Annotated in this window: 5 protein-coding genes; 3 read left to right on the top strand and 2 right to left on the bottom strand. The window is 62.9% G+C overall.

Annotated elements, in window-relative coordinates; translation table 11 throughout:
* Positions 1-18: 18 nt before the first annotated feature.
* Positions 19-16221 (top strand): non-ribosomal peptide synthetase, encoded by a 16203-nt coding sequence (locus tag G8767_RS13640; RefSeq protein ID WP_166810461.1) that lies wholly within the window; start codon positions 19-21, stop codon positions 16219-16221.
* A 350-nt stretch (positions 16222-16571) separates the two neighbouring features.
* Here the strand turns inward: G8767_RS13640 and G8767_RS13635 are convergent, their stop codons facing one another.
* Entirely contained in the window at positions 16572-17141 is a 570-nt protein-coding gene (locus G8767_RS13635; RefSeq protein WP_124569406.1) for a DUF5655 domain-containing protein, read from the bottom strand.
* 41 nt (positions 17142-17182) lie between these two features.
* Positions 17183-17836, bottom strand: coding sequence for a GNAT family protein (locus G8767_RS13630; RefSeq protein WP_095969946.1), 654 nt, complete (start codon positions 17834-17836; stop codon positions 17183-17185).
* 123 nt (positions 17837-17959) lie between these two features.
* Here G8767_RS13630 and G8767_RS13625 point away from each other — a divergent pair, with 123 nt between their 5' ends.
* Positions 17960-19357: an MFS transporter gene (locus tag G8767_RS13625; protein WP_346842988.1), complete on the top strand. Its 1398-nt coding sequence runs from the start codon at positions 17960-17962 to the stop codon at positions 19355-19357.
* Positions 19354-20919, top strand: a complete 1566-nt coding sequence (locus G8767_RS13620) for an aminotransferase class V-fold PLP-dependent enzyme (RefSeq protein WP_166810459.1) — start codon at positions 19354-19356, stop codon at positions 20917-20919. The genes G8767_RS13625 and G8767_RS13620 overlap by 4 nt, the downstream gene beginning before the upstream one ends.
* Positions 20920-20954 lie beyond the last annotated feature (35 nt).

The following is a 20954-nucleotide window of genomic DNA, read 5'->3' as shown; positions in this document are numbered from 1 at the left end:
GAAATGTGAGGTGACGGGTTGAGTGCTTTTCCGTTGTCTCGGGCTCAGCTCGCGCTGTGGTTCGCGCAGCAACTGAGTCCGTCCACTGCGTTCGTGGTGGCTCAATACGTGGAGCTACGGGGGCCGGTTGACGTCGACGCGCTGATCGAGGCAACGAACACGGCATGTCATGAATTGGAGTCGGCGTTCGTTCGCCTCGTCGCCACGGACGCCGAGCCGCACCAGGTCGTCGATCACTCCATCGTCGACGATCTCGAATACCTCGACCTGCGTAGCGACGACGACCCGGTTCAGCGCGCGAACGAGTGGATGACAGCGGAATACTCACGGCCACTTGACGTGATGTCGGATCGTCTTATCTCGGCGACCTTGCTTCAGCTGGCAGAGAACCACTACTACTGGTACTCGCATGCCCATCACCTCGTGCTCGACGGACTTGCGGCGATGACACTCACCATGCGAGTGGCCGAGCGCTATTCGTACCGTGTCCAGGGCACGGCGCTGACTCCTTTCGCTGGTCTGGGGGTGCGCGCACTGCATGACCTCGATGTCGACTACCGGTCCTCTGCGCGATATCGATCGGACAAGCAGTACTGGACGGAGATGTCCGAGGGGCTGCCTCGCCCGGTTCGTCTGGCCGAGGGCGCCGGGCTGACGTCGATGCCGCAGCGCATGATGGTTCAATCACTTAATCACTCACTTGCACAACAGCTTTCGAGTATCGCCGGGGAGTGGAGCACGTCGGAGGTGGCGATCCTCGTCGGTGCATTCGCGTCCTACCTCGGCCGGATGGCCGATTCCGACGACGTAGTCCTGAGCTTGCCGGTGTCCGGCCGCACCACCGCGAAGTCGAGACGTTCAGGCGGAATGCTGTCCAACATCGTGCCCGTCCGTGCGCAACTGGAACGGGACATGTCGCCGCAGGAGTTGGTTCGGCAGATCTCGGTGCAGATGACCGGCGCGCTGCGGCATCAGCGATTTCGCTACGAGGACATGGGTTTCCAGGGAGATCAGGGCGGATCCCGCGAGTCGGCGGGTCCGGCCGTGAACGTCATGATGTTTCACGAGGCGATTCGGCTCGGTGACGTCGTCGGTGAGTTTCACGTCCTGACATCCGGACCCACCGAAGACCTGTTCTTCAGTATCTATCCCTCGATCGCGGGGGAAAACCTTCGACTCTCCTTCGAAGCCAATCCGCGTCTGTACAGCGAGCGCGACCTGGCGATGCACCATCGTCAGTTCGTCCGACTACTCGAGGGATTCCTCGACTCTGCCACTCGTACGCTCGGCGACCTCCGCGTCCTCGCAACGGACGAAGTGGAAGATCTGGTCCCCGCGCTGGGTCGGCAGGCAGACACGTTCGCAACGCTCGGCGTTGTGCTCGAGGAAGGCTTGGCGCAGGGGAGTGCGGTCGCGATCCGCGAGCAGGGTGTGGACGTCACCTGCGCCCAGCTCAGTGCCCGCGTGGAGGCACTGTGCGCCTTGCTCAGGGAGAACGGCGTCGGCCGAGGTGACGTCGTCGGGATTCTCGTCGAGCGCTCGACCGATTCGGTAGTCGCGTTTCATGCAGTAGTGCGGACCGGTGCGGCCGTTCTCTTCGTGGATCCTCGAACACCCTCCGAGCGTGTCACTTTCATTCTCGACGATGCCGACGTGTCCGTCGTGGTCGGGAACGGTCCGGTGGACGTGCCGGCTTGGATCTGCGTCGTGAATCCCAACCTCGACGAGACGGTCCACGAGACTGTCGACGGGCCGATCGATCGAGGATCGGGGACCGGTTCATGCGTCGCCGACGTGTCCCTGGACGACACCGCCTACGTGATCTACACCTCGGGATCGACCGGCCGGCCGAAGGGCGTCGCGGTCACGCACCGAGGCATCTCGCCGTTGCTGCGTTCTCACTCACGGCGACTGAAGATCGATAGTTCTTCCCGCATCGCGCTGCTGGCGGCTACTTCGTTCGACGTGGCGATCCTCGAAATTCTGCTTGCACACGGCTGCGGCGCGACAGCCGTGATCGTTCCTCCTGGATTGATCGGTGGAGTGGACCTCGAAGACTATTTGCGGCTCGAGGGTGTCACGCACCTGATCTCGACACCGTCGGTTCCGCTGACGATGGATCCTCGGAAACTGCCGGATCTTCGAATGTTGAACGTCGGCGGCGAGCGACCGCCGGCGGCGCTGGTGGATGCGTGGTCGAGTCATGTCGACCTCGTGAACTCGTATGGACCTAGTGAAGCAACCGTCGCGGCATTCATGAGCGAACCTCTGGAGTCTGACGGCGATACGCCGATCGGGCGTCCGATCGACGGCGTTGCCGCTGTGGTGTTGGATTCGTTGTTACGTCCGACTCCGGTCGGCGCAGCGGGTGAGCTGTACGTGATGGGGCCAGGACTGGCGCGCGGGTACCTTGCGCCGACGCTGACCGCGGAGCGATTTGTCGCCGCGCCATTCGGTGCCGGCGGCGCCGGCGAGCGCATGTACCGCACCGGCGACGTGGTTCGGTGGAACGACGCCGGTCAACTCGAGTTCCTGGGCCGTTCCGACCAACAGGTGAAGATCCTTGGAGTACGCATCGAACTGGGCGAGATCGAGGCCGTGCTCTTGTCCACGCCTGGCGTCGCGCAAGCAGCGGTGATCGAGTGGGCGGGGTCCATCGCGGCGTATGTGACCGCGACCGAACTCGGGGATGGCAGACCTCATCCATTGAGTCAGGCGATGGTGCTCGATCACCTGACTTCCCTACTCCCTCGTTCCATGCTTCCGAGTTCGGTGACGATTCTGGCAGCGTTGCCCGTCACAAGCCATGGAAAGACAGACCGATCAGCGCTTCCTGAACCGACTTCTTCTGCGGTCGCCGAGCAGCGCGCGGCGGCGCACCGTCCGATCGAGTACGACGAAGAATTGATTGCCTCGGTGATGGCCGAGGTCCTCGGCGTCGGAGTTCTCGGACCGCACTCCGATCTGTTCGCCTGGGGCGGTAGTTCTCTCGACGCCGTGTATGTCGCTGCTCGCGTCAGTTCCGCCTTCGGGAGAAGGGTGGGTGTCAGGGATGTGTTCGGTGCCCCGACGCCGGAGCAGTTGGCCCGGAAGATCCGTGAGGGTCGGGCGGAGTGGGTGGTGGAGCCCGAGCGAATTTCGGGCGACGTCATCGTGGAAATCGCTCCGGCGCAACAACGTCTGTGGCTTCTCAACCGTCTGGATCCGCAGTCGTCGGCGTACAACATCGCGTTCGAGGTCACGTTCAGCGGTGCGCTGGATGCAGTGGCGATGAGCGCGGCGGTTGGTGACCTGACCGATCGCCATCTCGTTCTGCGTACGGTGTTCTCGTTCGACCAGAATCACGACGCGTGGCCGATCCAAGCACCTTCTGCGGGGTCCGTGACCCTGATCGAGGTTCCGTCCGCGGATTACGACTCCGCGTCAGCGGATTTGGTTGCGGCAGGGTTCGACCTGTCGACCGATGCGCCGCTTCGTTTGATCCTCACCTCGGACAGCGATCTCGATCACCGCTTGACCGTGGTTGCGCATCACATCGCCTTGGACGGCCTTTCGTTTGCAACGATCGTTTCGGATCTCATCGCGGCGTACGAGGCCCGCGCCGACGGGCGATCGCCGACCTGGCCTTCGACCTCGCTCGACCACCGCGACTATTCCGCGTGGCACAGAACCGTTCTCGGTGATCCTGCGGATCCGCAGAGCTTGGCTGGGCGGCAGTTGGAATTCTGGTCCGGCGCCCTCGCGGGCGTTGATCCGACTCTTGCTCTCCCCGCGGACAGGTCCCGCCGGCCGGGCCGGCCGGCGTCGGCGCGAGACCTGACGTTCGAGTTGCCCGCGCCCGTCCATGCGGCGTTGAACGAGATCGCCAGAGCCCACGACTGCACTACCTTCATGGTGTTGCACGCCTGCCTTGCGATCGCGCTCAGCAAGATCACCGGTGCGCCCGACATTGTCATCGGAACGCCGACCTCCGGTCGAACGCATCCTTCGTTCGACGGCGCCGTCGGTATGTTCGTCGGCACCGTGGCGCTGCGAACGCTCCTTCGCGGCGCAGAGACTTTCGGTGAGTTCTTGAGTCGGGTGCGCGAGGTCGATGTGGCGGCTCTGTCCAACGCCGACGTCCCGTTCGACTGGGTGGTCGAGCACGCGGTCGGTGGGGCCGCAGGAGAGAAGAATTCGTTCCTGCGCGTGGTTCTTGCCGTCGATCCGCTGTCCTCGATTCCCGAGATCGCGTTGGGAGCGATGACGGCCCACGGCGCTGCGCTGCCCCCGGCACACCCTCGTTTCGATCTCGAAGTGACGGTGCGCGAAGACCGCACGGTTGACGGCAACACGAACGGTATTCACGGCATCTTCCGGTTTGCCGACGATCTATTCGATACGGCCACCGTAGGCGGCTGGGTCGAGCGACTGCGCCGAGTGTGCGACTCGGTATCCGAGAACTCGTCGATCCTGTTGCGTGACATCGATGTTCTCAGTACCGCGGAGCGTGAGGAGCTGCTGGCTTGGGCGCCGGCGCCGGCAAGTGTCGCGCAGTCGCTGCCGGACCTGTTCGGGGCCGTCGCAGCGCGGCGTCCGAATGCAACCGCCGTGACGAGTGGAGACAGTCGCGTCACCTATGACGAGTTGCGAGTCCGCTCGGAGGTGCTTGCTGTCGTCTTGATCGATCGAGGAGTTCGAGTCGGGGATCGCGTGGCAGTCGCCCTGCCTCGATCGGTCGACCTCGTCGTAGCCATTCTCGCAGTCGTCCGCGCGGGCGCCGCCTATGTACCGATCGACGTGCAGTATCCCGACGCTCGTATCCAGTACATTCTGGCCGATGCACGCCCGACGTCGATCTTGTCGACGGCCGAATCAGCTGTGCGGTTCGCCGGGTACGACCAACCTGTCATCTTCGTGAACGAGACGATTGGCACGACTGCCGACTGGCCTGTTGCGCATTCGGAGTCCGCCGCCTACGTGATCTACACCTCGGGATCGACCGGTGCGCCCAAAGGCGTTGTGGTGTCTCACGGAAACGTGTTGGCTCTTCTCGCCTCGACACGCGAGATCTTCGACTTCGGGCCCGAAGATGTATGGACGATGTTTCATTCGTACGCATTCGACTTCTCGGTGTGGGAAATGTGGGGTGCTCTGACCACCGGCGGATCCGTGGTGATCGTGGACAGTGACGTCGCACGCTCACCCGAAAAATTCGTGGATCTGATTGTGCGGGAACGAGTCACCGTTCTGAATCAGACGCCGGCCGCGTTCTATGCGTTGGCGGAAGTTGCAGAAGAAAAGCCGCTTCCGCTCCGGTCGATTGTTTTCGGCGGTGATCGTCTCGACTTCGGGCGCGTCCAGACATGGTTCGAACGGCACCCGAATGTGCGCGGCGTCAACATGTTCGGTATCACCGAAACAACGGTCCACGTAACGAGTTTCGAGCTTTCGTCCGGCGACGAGGCGGCCTCGCCGATCGGATCTCCGCTACCAGGACTGCGCGGCTACGTACTCGACGCGTCGTTGAAGCCTGTCCCGCCGGGATCTGTCGGCGAACTGTACGTTGCCGGTCCGCAGGTGGCCGAAGGCTATCTGGGGCAACCCGGGACGACGTCTTCACGATTTGTGGCCGAACCCGGATTCGACGGATCGCGGATGTACCGCAGCGGCGATCTGGTCCGTTGGCGAGCCGGTCGACTCGAATACGTCCACCGCGCCGACGGTCAGGTTGCCTTGCGTGGTTACCGCGTCGAACCGGGTGAGGTCGAATTCGCACTGCTGGCTCACCCGTCGGTGGCGCAGGCCGCGGTGATGGTGCGAGAACTCGACAGCGGACCGACATTGGTCGGTTACATCACCCCGGAGAGCGGGCACGACCTCGATGGCGTGTTACGGACAGCTCGTTCGTTGTTGCCCGCGCACATGGTCCCGTCGGCTTTGATGCCGCTCGCGTCTCTACCGGTCACGATCAACGGCAAAATCGACCGAGCATCGCTGCCGGACCCGACGTCGCTCACGCAGTCGTCTCGGCAGTCGCGAGACTTCTTCGAGCAGACAGTCGCAGCCATCCTGAGCGAATTGATGGAAGTTCCGCATGTAGATCCGGTTCGTGATTTCTTCGATCAAGGGGCCAATTCCTTGATCGCCACTCGGCTCTCGTCGCGTGTGAACGCCGTCCTGGGCAGCAACCTCGATGTCCGCGACGTGTTCGAGCACCCGTATGTCGATCAGTTGGCCGGCATCGCTGTTGCCCGAATCGGCACGGGGCACGCGTCTCCGTTGTCTTCGGTACCTCGTTCGGGCGTTGCGGACGTGCAATTGTCGGCTTCCCAGTATCGAATGTGGATCCTGAACCAGCTGGATACAGAGTCCGCCGGATACAACATCCCGATCGTAGTGCGACTGACGGGTGAATTGGACGTAGTGGCAGCCGAATTGGCAATTCGGGACCTGATCGATCGCCATCGCACTCTGCGGACCGTGTACCCGGTTGTCGGTGAGCGCCCGGTTCAGAAGGTGCTCGACGTCGAGGTGGCGAGTCCGCCACTTCAGCTCGAGGCATTGGCCGGCGACGATGCCGGGAATGCCATTGCAGGACTGGTGGGTTCGGGATTCGACGTCACCGTGGATCCGCCCGTACGGGCGGCGCTCTTGCAAGGTTCACCGGACGAACACGTCCTGGCCGTCGTAGTCCATCACATTGCCGCCGACGCTCGATCGCTGGAAGTGTTGGTACGTGACTTCACGCTCGCGTACCTCGCTCGCTCGGAGCAGCGCGCTCCGCAGTGGTCACCGCCGGCGCTCGAATACTCCGACTACAGTGCCTGGCAGATAGAAGCAGGGATTCCGGACACGGTTTCCAGCTACTGGAAGCAGGCTCTCGAAGGTCTTCCCGAGCAGGTGACACTACCCCTGGACCGCCCACGCTCGCCGTCCGCCCGTGCGTCGAGTCGTCGGGTCGAGATCTCAGGTTCGGTACGTGAGGGTCTGCAATCAGTGGCACGATCGAACAACGCGACTATCTTCATGGTTGTTCACGCTGCTTTCGCGGCACTGCTGGCGAGGTACAACGGCAGCAGCGACGTGGTTGTCGGCACCGTGGTCGCCGGACGCGTCACACCTGAACTCGACGACCTCGTCGGCATGTTCGCCGGCACGATTGTTCTCCGAACCGAAGTCGATCCGTCGAGGTCGTTCGGACAGTTGGTCGAGCAAGTTCGTCAGCGCGACGTAGCGGCGTTCGCGCACGCAGAGATGCCCTTCGAATCGCTGGTCGATCTGATCGACCCGCCACGATCGCGTTCGCGACACCCGTTGTTCCAGGTGGCGCTCTCGTTCCAGACAGCCCATTCCGCTACGTGGTCGTTGCCAGGGTTGACGGTCACACAGATTGCGCCTGAGGTCAGGCAGGCGAACTTCGATCTGCAACTCAACGTCGTGGACGAGGGGATCGGGGGCGGACTCGGTCTCGAATTCGTCTACAACGCTGATTTATTCGACGATCTGACAGTGTCGAGCTTTGCGAGTCGGTTCGAGCGCGTCCTGAATCACGTGTCGATCGACCCGGACGTCGTCGTCGGGGGAATCGACCTTCTTGATCGTGCGGAACGAGCACTTCTCGTCCCCGCACACGGCGCGGCTGAACGTCCCGATCCATCTCGGCGTTCCGGTACGACGCTTGCCTCGATGCTGCGATACGGGGTCGAATCCGCTCCGGATGCCGTAGCTGTCGAGGGCGAGGGCAACACACTCACTTACCGGGACCTCGATGCACAGTCGGATGTTGCGGCCGACGAGTTGCGTTCCGGGGGAGTCGGAGTCGACCACGTCGTTGCCTGGACTGCCGATCGGTCCATCGCGTCGATCGTGCGATTGTGGGCGATCGCGAAGGTCGGTGCAGCTCCGGCATTGGTGGACCCGGAACAGCCGCAGGCGCGAGTACGTGAAGTCCTCGAGACACTGAGCGCACCGAACGGCGGCACTGCAGGCGGTTTCGCGGACGGTGGAAGCGCGCGTGAACACTCCGACAGCCTGACGGCTTACGTGGTCTTCACCTCGGGAACGAGCGGAACGCCGAAGGCTGTGGTCGTGACCAACGGCGGGCTCGGTGTGATCGGCCAAGACCTGCCCGCTCGATTCTCGGCCGGGCCAGGTTCTCGCGTATTCCATCGCGGCGCGCCAGGGTTCGACATGACGTTGCTCGAGGTGCTCATCGCGAGTGCGTCGGGGGCGACGCTCGTCCTTGCGAAGAACGACGAGTTGTTCGGCTCGGCACTCGCAGCAGCACTCGGGCGCGAGCGAATTACTCACCTCTGCGCCACACCTACTGTCGTCGCCTCGATCGGCGATCCGGCGCTGCCGGACCTTGCAACGGTGATGTTCGGGGGCGAGCGACTCGGCCGCGCCTTGGCGAAGCGCTGGCAAGCCGGACGCAGAGTGATCAACGGATACGGACCTGCCGAGTCGACGATGTATTCGCTTGCTACCGAGCCTCTGTCGGTTGAACAATTGTCAGCTGACACTCACGACGGATCCGTCGGGTATCCACTGGCCGGGGTCGACGCCGTCGTCCTCGACGATCGACTCGAACCGGTGCCGCCGGGAGTCGCCGGCGAACTGTACCTCTCAGGTCGAATGCTTGCGCGCGGTTACGCCGGGCAACCTGCCCGAACTGCGGAACGATTCGTGGCAACCAGTTCAGGCGCCCGGATGTACCGAACCGGCGACCTGGTGATGTGGAAGCCTGAAATCTCCACATCCGAAATCTCCACATCTGAAGGCAACACGTATCGCCTGCACTATCTCGGGCGAACCGACTCGCAGGTGAAGGTCAACGGTGTCCGGATAGAACCGGGCGAGATCGAGGCAGTCATTCACTCTGTCGCGAACGTCGATTTCTGCGTCGCCGGGGTACGGACGACCGAAAGTGGAAGTCCGCTCTTGGTCGCCTACGTGAGAAGTTCAGGCGCGGAGAGAGTTGACACGGGTGGACTGCGCGCCACCGTTGCAGAACTCCTTCCGACGTACATGGTTCCGCATGTCGTCGTCGAGCTCGAGGGCGAGCTTCCGATGCGGAACGGCAAGGTCGACTTCGCCGGTCTACCGTTGCCGGCGCTCGATGCTTCCCGAACCGAGGGCCCGGACACCGCCACCGAGTACCTGGTGGCTGAGGCCTTCGCCGCGGTTCTGGGCGGCGACGGGGGCGATCGCGACGCAGACTTCTTCACGCTCGGGGGCAACTCGCTGTCCGCTGCCGAGGTCACCTCACTCCTGAGTAGTTCTCTGGGACACGTTGTTCCGCTGAGGACCGTATTCGAGCATCCAACAGTTGCGGCGTTGGCGGCCCGGCTCGATTCGCTCGAGCGGAGCAGCACGGCGACCGATGTTGTCCGACTGGAACCGCGCCGCGACCCCACGCCCGCACCCCTGTCACGGAACCAGCGCTCGATGTGGGTACTCAACCAGCGGAACACGGCGAGCGGTGCGTACAACCTGCCGATCTGCATCGAGATCGACGGTGAACTGGACGTGCCCGCGCTGCGTCAGGCAATGACGGATCTTGTCGGCCGACATGACGTCCTCAGAACCCGGTATCCGGGCACCCCACCGGTTCAGGTGGTAGATTCTCCGTCCGCCGTGACAGTGGAAACGCGACTGGTCGGCGACATCGAGGTCGAGGCCCTGCTGCAAGAGTTCGGCTCGCGCGGTTTCGATGTAGCAGCAGACCTGCCGGTGCGCTGGATGCTGCTCCAGGTGTCACCGGTCAGGCACGTTCTGGCAGTGAGTTTTCATCACATCGCAGTCGACGGGGTGTCGATGCGAACGGTGGTCGGCGACCTGCTGACCGCTTACGGCAAGCGACGAGTGGGACTGGATCCGCAATGGTCTCCGCTGCCGATCCAGTACGGCGATTTTGCCGCGTGGGAGGCAGCACGTGACGTTTCCCCTGTCGTCGAAGAGTTCTGGCGCCGAACGCTCGACGGTGTGACATCTGTGTCGCCGCTGACGGTGGATCACTCTGATGGCGGGCCGGATTCCGTGGCGCAGCGAGTGAACTTCGTGATACCAGCCGTCATCACCTCGGCACTGCAGGCGCGAGCCGACCGATTGAAGGTCTCGCTGTTTGCGGTGGTTCATGCGGCGTTGTCCGTGGTGCTTGCCAAGCTGAGTGGAAATCCCGATGTCGTGATCGCGACAGCTGTCGACGGACGGCGGACGCCTCAGCTCGACGGCGTGGTCGGCATGTTCGTGGATACGGTGCCTCTTCGCCTTCGGGTCGACGGGGATGTGCCGATCGATCTTCTGTTAAGTGCAGCTTTCGATGCTGATGTGGCTGCGTTCGAAAACAGCTCTGTTCCTGCCGAATTGCTGGGTGATGTGCTCGGCGGACGAACTCCGCAGGTTGCGCTAGGTCTGCAGAATTTCGCGGTTCCTGCCGTGGAGGTGGCGGGTCTGAGGATCGAGGCTCGCGAAATCGAGACCGCAACGACGAAGTTCCCCATGCATGTCTCGTTCTCACCCGCTGTCGACGGATCTTTGACCGGCGCTGTCATCTATGCCGCGAGCGCTTTCGATCCTTCGAGCGCCGACGCAGTTACTCGACAACTGTCGAGAGTGCTCGCCTCGATCGCCGAGGATGTGCCTGTACTCGTTTCGGATCTCGCGGTGGGTACGGCGCCCAGTTGGGCTGCTGTCGAGGTCGATTCGTCGCGAACACTCACCGACATCTTCACCGCCACCGCGGCGCGATTCCCGAACAACATTGCTCTCGACGACGGACAGCGCACGGTGACGTATGCCGAACTCGACTCTGCCTCGGATGCGCAAGCCTGGGAACTGGTGGCTCGCGGAGCGGGACCTGGTGCGGTGTACGAGATTCCGGCGGTACGGACTATCGCGTACCTGGTCCGAATGTTGGCGATCTCGAAAACGGGCGCGGCATTCGTGCCGATCGACCCCGACCTGCCGCCGGCACGGTTGAAGCAACTGCGCACAGTGCTCGTCGACCGCAGTCCCGTTCCAGGTCGGCAGTATCCGGATTCAGTCGCGTACGTTGTTCACACGTCCGGGTCGACTGGTGAACCGAAAGGCGTTGCAGTTACGCACCGAGGACTGGGCCTGCTGACCGACGATGCTGTCCGGAAGTACGGCGTGACGTCGGACTCGGTTGTGCTGCACGGATACAAACCGACGTTCGATGCAGCGATCCTCGAGATGATGTTGGCGATCGGCGCCGGGGCTACCCTGGCTGTCGCTCCTCGCGAGGCTTTCGGCGGACGGGCACTCGAAGAATTCGTTGCAGAACGCGGCGTCACTCACATGCTGTCCACTCCAGCCGTACTCGACACGATGGCTCCGGAGCGGTTCGATTCGTTGGAGGTGGTGGCAGTCGGTGGCGATGTGCTCTCACCGTCCACCGCGCGTGCGTGGAGTCGCCGCGCGCGGATGCTCAATGCGTACGGACCGACGGAATGCACGGTGGTCACGACTGTCGCCGAGGTGGATCATCGTGTCACCATCGGAGTCCCGCTCGCCGGAATCGGTGCCGAGGTACTCGATACTCGACTAAGTCCGGTGCCGTGGGCCGGGATCGGTGAGTTGTATGTCAGCGGGCCCGGGCTTGCGATGGGCTATGCCGGAGATCCCGCCGGCACCGCCAGCTCGTTCATCGCAGCACCAGGGGGACGCCGACGTTATCGGACCGGTGACCTGGTCCACCGCCGCACGGATGACACGCTCGGATTCGTCGGACGCTCCGACCGCCAGATGAGCGTGCGCGGAATCCGCGTCGAGCCTGCCGAAATCGAATCAGCTCTGCGTCGATGCACGGGCGTCGAGGCCGCTGCGGTTGTCCTCGTCGACGAGATCGCCGTTGCGTGTGCGGTCGGCGATTGTTTGGAATCGGATCAGCTGACAATCGAGTTGGCCTCGATGTTGCCTGCGTATCTGATGCCCGGCCGAGTTGTCGTGCTGGAGTCGATCCCACTCACGTCGAACGGAAAGTTGGACGCAGATGCGTTGCGGCGCCACGTGTTCGAGAGCCAGGCGCCCGATGCCGCAGTGACGGTCTCGGAGGAACTCGTCACCGCTGTCATGTCGGAACACGTGTCCGGAAGTTTCGGCGCTCTGCACAACCTGTTCGAATCAGGTGGTGATTCGTTGGCCGCGGCAGCGGTGGCAGGTCGACTTGCCTCGATCTTCGCGCGGGATGTGCCCGTTCGCGCGGTCTTCGACAATCCGTCGCCGCGAGCGATGTCTCAGTGGCTGTCGGCAAGCGCGACCGATGACAAGCGCCGCGAACTGACTCGACGTGATTCTGGCATGCCGGCACCTCTGGCGCCCTCGCAACAACGGCTCTGGCTGATCAATCAGCTCGAGCCGGAATCGACTGCGTACAACCTGACGTTTGCAGCGGTCCTGGCAGACGAAGTCGATCGTTCGGTCTTGCGCAGCGCCCTCGGTGACGTCGTCGACCACCATGCCGTATTGCGAACTGTGTTTGTTCCGGGTGAATTCGGTCCACAACAGGTTGAAATAGGCTCTGTCGCAATCGATCTCACGACAGTGTCCGTCGACGATCTCCAAGCGAGCGCTCGGGCCTTCGCGACTGTGCCGTTCGACCTCGAACGCGATGTTCCGTTCCGAGTGCGTGTATTCACCGAGAATGGCGGAGTCGACTCTGCAGGAGTGACTGTCCTGGTGATCGTGGTTCACCACATTGCCGTCGACGGTGCGTCGATGGACCCGATCCTGGCCGATTTCGCGTCAGCCTTCGAGGCCAGGGCTGTTGGAAAGCAGTGGGTCCGCTCCACTGACGGAGTCAGCTATGGCGACTACAGCCACTGGGCGCGAGAGAGTTTGGGTGATCCCGAGGATTCTCTCAGCGTGGCTCACCGGCAACTCGACTACTGGTCGAGCGCACTTCGTGGCGTCGAGGATGTGCTGGCTCTACCCGTCGACAACCCCCGGAGTGCCGTGTCTTCACGATCCGAGGAGATGGTGACGGAAGTCCTCGACGGCGCCACCTACGACGCGTTGTCGGCGTTGGCTCGTTCACATGGCGTCACGGTATTCATGGTCGTCCACAGCGTGATCGCCGTACTGCTCGCCCGCGAGTGCGTCACGGACGACGTCGTGGTGGGAGCAGCTGTGAGTCTGCGGAACGATCCGGCGCTACTGAACGTCGCCGGCATGATGGTGGGCACCGTCGCATTGCGCACGAGAATCAACTCCGCCGACCGCTTCACCACGGTGTTGGACGAGGTGCGCCGCGTCGATCTGGAAGCAATGGCGAACGCGGACGTCTCGTTCGACGACGTAGTCGCGAGGGTCGATCCGCCGCGCAGGATGAACGAGCATCCGCTGTTCACGGTCATGCTGGCCTATCGACGAGCGCTCGACGTGCCGCAGATCGACGGCATCACCGTCTTCGACATCGACATCGACAACGCAGGGTCCTCGACCGGCTACGACTTGACGTGGGACCTGGTCGACACCGGTGACAGTCTGACGATTCGATTGCTGTATGCCACGGACAAGTTCCGCGAGTCGACCGCGGAACTGTTCATGCAGCGGGTGGCACGTATCACCGAATCAGTGACAGGTGAACCCGAGATCGTGGTCGGGGAGATCGAATTGCTGTCCAGTTTCGAACGCTCGGCGCTGACGGCTGCGAATCCTCGCCATGTCGAACCGCTGACGATTGCGGACATATTCGAACGCGCGCTGCGGCAGGTACCCGACGGCATCGCGCTGGAGGAGAACGGCCGGCGATGGACCTATCGCGACCTGCACGAGGAGTCGTCGTACTGGGCGCGCGAGTTGGTGGTCCGAGGAATCGGACCAGATGACGTGGTGGCCGTTGCGCTCGGTCGCGGGCATCTGTGGATCGTTGCGTTGTGGGCGGTAGCGCGGGCAGGCGCAGCGTGGCTGTCGCTCGATCCGGCGCTGCCGACAGCGCGTCGGCAGACCATGATCGAGGAGTGCGGTTCGGTTGTCGGTTTGACGGCGGACGGTGCGGCCGCAAGTCTGCCTGCCTGCGTCGAGTGGCTGGCAATGGATGAATCCCGCACTGCGAGTGAGCCTGCCGCGGTTTCGGCGAGTAGGGCTGACCTAGACAACCTTGCCTACGTCATCTACACGTCGGGTTCCACGGGAAGACCCAAGGGTGTCGAGGTTTCACACCGCGGAATCATGAATGTCTGCACTGCGCACGCCGAGATCGCTCAGCTCGATCGTGGCCCCCGCATCCTGCAATTGGCGTCGTCGACGTTCGACGCGTCGGTGATCGAGATCCTTCTCGCGGCTGCAGGGTGTGGAACGTTGATTCTGGCTCCTGACTTCGTCTACGGGGGAGAGGAACTCACGAATCTGGTGGTAGCCGCCGACGTCACGCATTTGATCGTGACGCCGACCGTCCTGGCCACGATCGATCCGGATGCAGTACCCCCGCTGATCGTCGAATCGATGGGGGAACCACTCTCTGCCCGCCTTGCGTCGGCTTGGTCGAGCCGACATTGCATAGTCAACGGATACGGACCGACCGAATCAACGATTGCGGCATCGATTTCCGCTCGGATCACTGACGGGGACGTCACTGTCGGCACCCCGGTACCTGGCACGACGGCATTTGTTCTCGATCAGAGGCTCCGACCGGTTCCGGATGGCGTTGAGGGAGAACTATTCCTCGCCGGTGAGAATGTGGCACGCGGGTACGTCGCCTCCCCGGGTCTGACTTCCGAGCGTTTTGTTGCCAATCCTCACGCGGTGGGGACTCGGATGTATCGCACGGGTGACCTCGTGCGTCGTAGGCGTCACGACCGAGCGCTCGAGTACCTGGGTCGCAACGACGCACAGGTGAAGGTGCGGGGTGTCCGCGTGGAACCGGCGGAGGTCGACGCGGCTCTGTCAAGCCATGGAGCAGTGACCTTCTCGGTAACCGTTGTCGCTGACGACGGACACGGATCCGCTGAACTCCGTTCGTATGTGACGTTGGCGGAAAACGGTTCGGCTACGGAATCGGAGCTTCGCGGGTTCGTCTCCGGCCTGCTGCCGAAGCACCTGCTGCCTTCGTCGGTGACGGTAGTGGGCGAGGTACCGTTGCTCGCTTCGGGGAAGATAGACGCAGCGGCACTTCCTGCTCCTGCACCGCAGGTAGGGTCGAGTGTGGATCGACCTGTCTCGGATACCGAACGTCACGTGGCACAGGCATTCGAAGGTGTGACCGGCGCGAAGTCGGTCGGTCGCTACGACGACTTCTTCGAGCTCGGCGGGACATCCATGGGTGCAGTTCAAGTGGCTTCGCGCTTGCGTGAGACCTTGAACAGGGAATTCCCGGTTCAATGGATTTTCACCGATCGAACTGTGGCGGAGCTTGCGTCTCGGATGGACCTCGTTCATGACGATGTCTTCGAGGGTGATTCGCTTCATTCGGATCCGCTGGACACGGTCGTCATGCTCGGCGGCGACCCCGACGACCAACGGCCGCCGTTGTTCTGTGTGCATCCGGTCAGCGGAATTGCCTGGTGCTACGCCGGACTTGTCGGTCACTTGCGGGGTCGACGGGTGTACGGCATCCAGGCAACGGGTGCAGGTGAATTGCCAGGCACGGTGGCGGAGTTGGCGTCGGGGTACGTCGATGCCGTACGGACGGTGCAGCCGTCGGGTGAATTCCATCTGCTGGGCTGGTCAGCCGGCGGAACGATCGCTCTCGAGATGGCGAGCCAGCTCGAAGAGGCCGGCGATCTGGTCGGTTCGGTCTTGATGCTCGACGCGCTGCTGCCCGAGATGATGCCGTCTGTGCAATCAGCCCCGAAGCCTTCCGAGTTGTTCGCGCAGATCGGACTGGCCGAGGTCGAAACTGAATCTGCGCCAGTGACTTTTGCGGAGGTTGCGGCAGAGATCCGGCGGCAGACCGATATGGATTTCCTGACCGATACTGTTCTGGAATCAGTAGTGGGGCGGGTGGAAAAGCTGTCACGGATCGTTCGGGACCACAGGCCCAGACCCTATTCGGGCTCGGTGGAACTGTTTGTGGCGCAGCACGATCTGCCTGAGCATGGTCACTTGGTCGAAAAGTGGTCCGAACTGGTAGGGCCGTTGCGGGCGTACCTGGTCGACTGCTCTCACTCGGAAATGTCGAGCACAGAGGTGTTGGCGGAAGTCGCCCACGTTCTCGTCGGCGATCTCGAAGGTGTCGATTCCGATTCCAAGGATCGCAATCATACTGGGGTGCAATAGATCTAACGGGCCGGGACTTTGGTCCGGAATTGTCACCCCAGTGGTCCTATTGCTTCAGTTCCGCAAGCAGAATCTGTAGCATTTCCCTTGTGGCAGTAAGCCATTCAGAAACTATCTCCGGAGGATCGTATGTTGGGTTCCCTTTTTTCCATCAGCTCTGAAATCGGTGTCCCGTCCGTCGACGCGCTCTTCGAGGCTGCTCGGACCATCATCGGCGCGCTCTTCGGCCTGAGCTGACACGTCGCAGCGACCTTCCCCCGCGGTGAAGAAAGTCCCTGTTCTCCGACAAGGAGAACAGGGACTTTCGTGCAACCTGCCGGTCAGCGGCTGCGTGGCGGTGAGTGAGTGTCCTACCGACCGTTCTGCTGATACGCGATCGCTATCAGCGATCCGACTTCGTCGTTCACGTCCTCGGTGCTGGTGAGCCCGATCTTGTGACTCGACTGCCCGGGTGCTTTGGCCGGCACCAGAAGTTCGGAACCGGGGGCCTCGACGAAACGTAGTCCGAGGTCGACTCGGGCTTTGGTGGCCGCTGCGATGGCAGCGAATTGGCGAGCGCGAACAAAGGGCGTGTAGGTTCCGCGGCCTTCGACTCGAACATCGGTTCCGAGTTCTTCGATCAGACGTCGGGCTGCATCGAAGATGGGTCGCAGCGCCGCCTTCGGGCCGCTGTACTGCTGGTCGATGTACTGCTCGACGGTCGGCTCCACCCATCCAGCCTGTTTGGCGGCCTCGAACGCGATTGCCCACTGCGTATTCTGCGGTACACCGTGCTCTGCTTTCAGCCACTTGCGGACTTTGTTCTGATCGAGCGGGTCGACCCCGGACGTCCGTACAGCCTCGACCCATTCTTCGAGAGTGCGCCCGGTACGGTCGCGCATGGACGAGGTGACTGCGGCCATCATGTCGGAGGGTTCCATGCGTCCGTTCTACCGGTTGTCGCTGTGCACGGGTAGCTCGCTCAATCGATGCCCAGCATCGCCTTGAGCGCGTCTGCGCCGGTCACTTCGACGGGATACGGCGGTGCGACAAAATCTTCGCGGCTGAGGGTGAAAAGTCGACGTACGGTCATACGACCGTCGGCGGACAACTCCTCGACCGTGCCGTCCGCGCGGTACCCGACTTTGGCCGACACAGTGATCGAGGCAGGGTTGTCCGTGAACGCCGACGACACGACGCTTCGTGCGCCCAAAGAGTCGAATGCGAATGCGCAGATTGCCTGTCGGGCAAGAGTGCCGATACCCCGGCCTTGGAAGCCTCGCCCGATCCACGAGCCGGTTTCTCCGGTACGACTTTCAGGGAAGTCCGTCGCGGCGAACGCCTGGCAGCCGACGATTTCTCCGTCGACGACAATGGCTGTCTCGAATTTCCAGTCGGCCATGGTCATCGCTCCGCGGACCGACCAGTGGTATTGGATGAATCTTCGCGACACTTCGTCGGGAGTGCCCACCGTCCAGGGGACGAGAAACGGCATCTGTTCGGCAGGGTGAATGCCGGCCCGCACCAGCGCAGCGAGTTCGGGGAAATGGTCGTCGCGCACGGGGACCAAGCTGACGGGCCCACACGTGATCGTGACTCCGTACGGAGGCCAGATCTCTGTCAGTGGATCAACCATCGTCTGCAGGCTTTCGTTCGTGTGCGAATCGGGTCACAGTCTGGCATGCCGGGCCCGTCCGAGTGAGGGACTTCTGGTCATCGAGATTCTTTTGCCCTCGCGGTGCCGAGTCGTGACATTAGTGTGTGGACGGTGACTACAGACAAACCGGTACGTCTTCGTGAAGATAGATCGCCTGACAGGCTTTCGCGCGGCGTGGTAGCCGGATATGCAGCGGGAAGTGTCGGTACGGGCGGCTTCGGCGTGCTTCCAGGTCTGGTACTGGCGTACTACCTGACCGACACGCTCGGGGTAGCCGCGGCGCTCGCCTCGCTCGTGGTCATCGTCCCGAAAATCGCCGACGTGCTGATCGATCCGCTGATCGGGTCGATCAGCGATCGAAGCTCCCATCGAACTGGTACGCGAGTGCCACTCATGCTCGCAGGCGCTCTGGGGCTGCCGTTGCTCTTCATCCTCACGTTCTCAGCCCCCGTGTCTGCCGGCCCCGGAGTCGGTGCGTTGTGGGTGCTCGTCTTCTTCCTGCTCGCGGCCAGTGCCTACAGCCTCTTTCAGGTTCCGTACATCGCGTTGCCGACCGAGCTGACCGGCGATTACCACGAGCGCACTCGTTTGGTATCGGTTCGAATTGCGGTGCTGGCCCTGACAATTCTGGTCATCGGCGCTGGTGGACCGGAACTTCGCGATGCTGCCGGGGGCGGAGCACGCGGTTATCTGGTCATGGCGATCGGGGTGTCGGCGCTCATGTGTGGGGCAATGATCTGGGCAGTTCGCGGAGCGGCGCGCCACACGGTGACTCACGCGGACGCGCCGGTCGGTTCGTTGCTCGCGCAATACCGGGACGGGTTCGACGCGATACGACGTACCCGCGCGTTCCGATTGCTGGTCATCGTCTTCGTGCTTCAGGCTCTTGCCACCGCTGTGATGTTGGCGGGTGCGCAATATCTGGCGACCTACGTGATGGGCAACGAAGGCGCGCTCACCGGTCTGTTCGTTGCACTCGTCGGACCAGCTCTCGTCGTCATGCCTCTGTGGTACCGGTTCTCGCATCGGTACGGAAAGCTTCGCGGTTACGTCGTGTCTTCCATCCTGTTTGTCGTCGCGACTGCGTTGTTGACGCTGGCGGCTGTCGACGCCGGGTCGTGGATCTACGGTGCCGTCGCTCTTGCCGGCGTTGCCTACGCAGGGATGCAGGTGTTTCCGCTGGCGATGCTTCCGGACGTCATCGAGGACGACGCGCGAATCGGTGGACGCCAGCGTGGTGGTTCGCTCAGCGGTATCTGGACCGCCTCGGAAACCGCGGGCCTTGCCCTGGGGCCCGCGGTGTTCTTGGGTGTACTCGCGGTCACCGGCTTCGTCTCGAAAACTGCGGGCGAGACTGTCGTGCAACCGCAATCAGCGCTGACCGGAATAGCTCTCGGCTTCTCGGTCGTGCCGGCGATCCTGGTTGCGATCAGCCTGCTCGTATTGCGGAATTACCGCACCGAACAAGAATCCACTCACGAGAACGTAGGTGAACGATGAGTTCCACTCAGGCCGAGGAACTTCAGGGCAAGAGCGCAAACCTCGAGAAGAGGGCGGCCGACATCTTGACTCGTTTGCGTTCGCTTCGTGAGCAGGACGCTCCGACGCACGGCGGCCGGGTTCTGTCGTACGTGTACGACAGCGGCCTCGCAGCGCTCGACGAGTTGGCAGCGGACGCAGCTCGACTGGTTCAGCCGGTCAACGGTCTCGACCCGACCGTGTTCCCGTCCACCGCGGTGATGGAGCGTGAGTTGGTTGCGTTCGCTCGCGAGTTCCTCCATGGAGCTCCAGGCACAGCCGCAGATAGATCCGCGGATACAGACACAGATGGCGGTGAGGTGGTTGTCGGCAATGTCACCAGCGGCGGAACGGAGAGTTGTGTGTTGGCCGTCAAGGCAGCTCGCGACTTTCGTGGGCTCCCGCCGGGTGAGGGTTCGCTGGTTCTTCCGACCACCGCGCATGCCGCTTTCCACAAGGCAGCGCACCTACTCGGACTGGAACTCATCCTGGTACCTGTAGATCCCACGTCGGGGCGCGTGGGCGCACACGATATTGCGACGGCAGTTCGGAAGGACACGGTTCTGATCGTCGTCTCTGCGCCCAATTACCCGTTCGCGGCGCTCGACCCGATCGCCGAGGTTGCGAAAGTTGCCCGTGCACAGTCGATTCCACTGCATGTCGACGCCTGCATCGGTGGCCTTGCGTTGCCGTGGTGGGGTGATCTGCCGCCCTGGGATTTCCGGGTGCCTGGTGTCACCAGTATGTCGGTCGACTTCCACAAGTACGGATACTCACCCAAAGGCGTCTCGGTCTTGCTGCACCGAGGGCGCGACCTGCATCGCAAGCAGTATTTCGGACTCACGGACTGGCCGGGGTATCCGGTGGTCAATCCCACTCTTCTCGGTTCCAAATCCGTTGCTGCGCTGGCCGGAGCGTGGGCGATCTCGCAAGTTCTCGGTCAATCGGGATACGCCGAATTGGTGTCCCGAGCTCAGCGGGCGACGCGCGCGCTGATCGACACGGTCCAGAGCATCGACGGGCTTCGCGTCGTGGGCACGCCGGTGGGGCCACTGTTCGCGGTCGCCACCGACGATTCCGTGCCGCTCGAACGTCGAGTCGATCCGCATCGCTGGGTGAGTGCCGTCGGTGCCCGCGGTTTCGTCCTTCAGGGGCAGCCGGCGTCTACGCAATCCGACGGGACGACGTTGCCTCGAACCACCCACCTGACCGTCACCCCGGTGACGGAGTCCGTGCTCGGCGAGTTGACCAGCGCGCTCGTCCTCGGTGCCGACGACGTTCGCGGCTCGGCGGCAGCCGAGGCGCCGCCGGCCCTGGCAGAGTTGGCCGGAGCATTCGAACGTGGCGATGTCACCGTGGCCGATGTTCTCGCGTTGCCCAGTGACGCCGTCGCGGCGGCGTTGACGTCGGCGGGGCTGGATCCTCGGGGTTCTTCTGATTCTCCGCTGGACATGGCGGCAGTCCTCGCGGCGGTGGAATCGCTGCCCCGCGAGGTCACGAAGCGCCTGCTGGTGGAATTCCTGGCCGGACTGGTGGAGCCGTGAGGAACGGGAAACCTCGGTGAACACTGCCCGAAACT

Source organism: Rhodococcus sp. IC4_135 (genome assembly GCF_011602025.1).
GTDB lineage: Bacteria > Actinomycetota > Actinomycetes > Mycobacteriales > Mycobacteriaceae > Rhodococcus_F > Rhodococcus_F baikonurensis.
The sequence above is the reverse complement of the archived record's forward strand: the minus strand, read 5'-3'. Positions and strand labels throughout refer to the sequence as shown.

Excerpts from the sequence above, each read along its gene's own strand:
- G8767_RS13635 (WP_124569406.1), bottom strand. The coding sequence starts at position 17,141 with ATGGAACCCTCCGACATGATGGCCGCAGTCACCTCGTCCATGCGCGAC.
- G8767_RS13630 (WP_095969946.1), bottom strand. The coding sequence starts at position 17,836 with ATGGTTGATCCACTGACAGAGATCTGGCCTCCGTACGGAGTCACGATC.
- G8767_RS13620 (WP_166810459.1), top strand. The coding sequence starts at position 19,354 with ATGAGTTCCACTCAGGCCGAGGAACTTCAGGGCAAGAGCGCAAACCTC.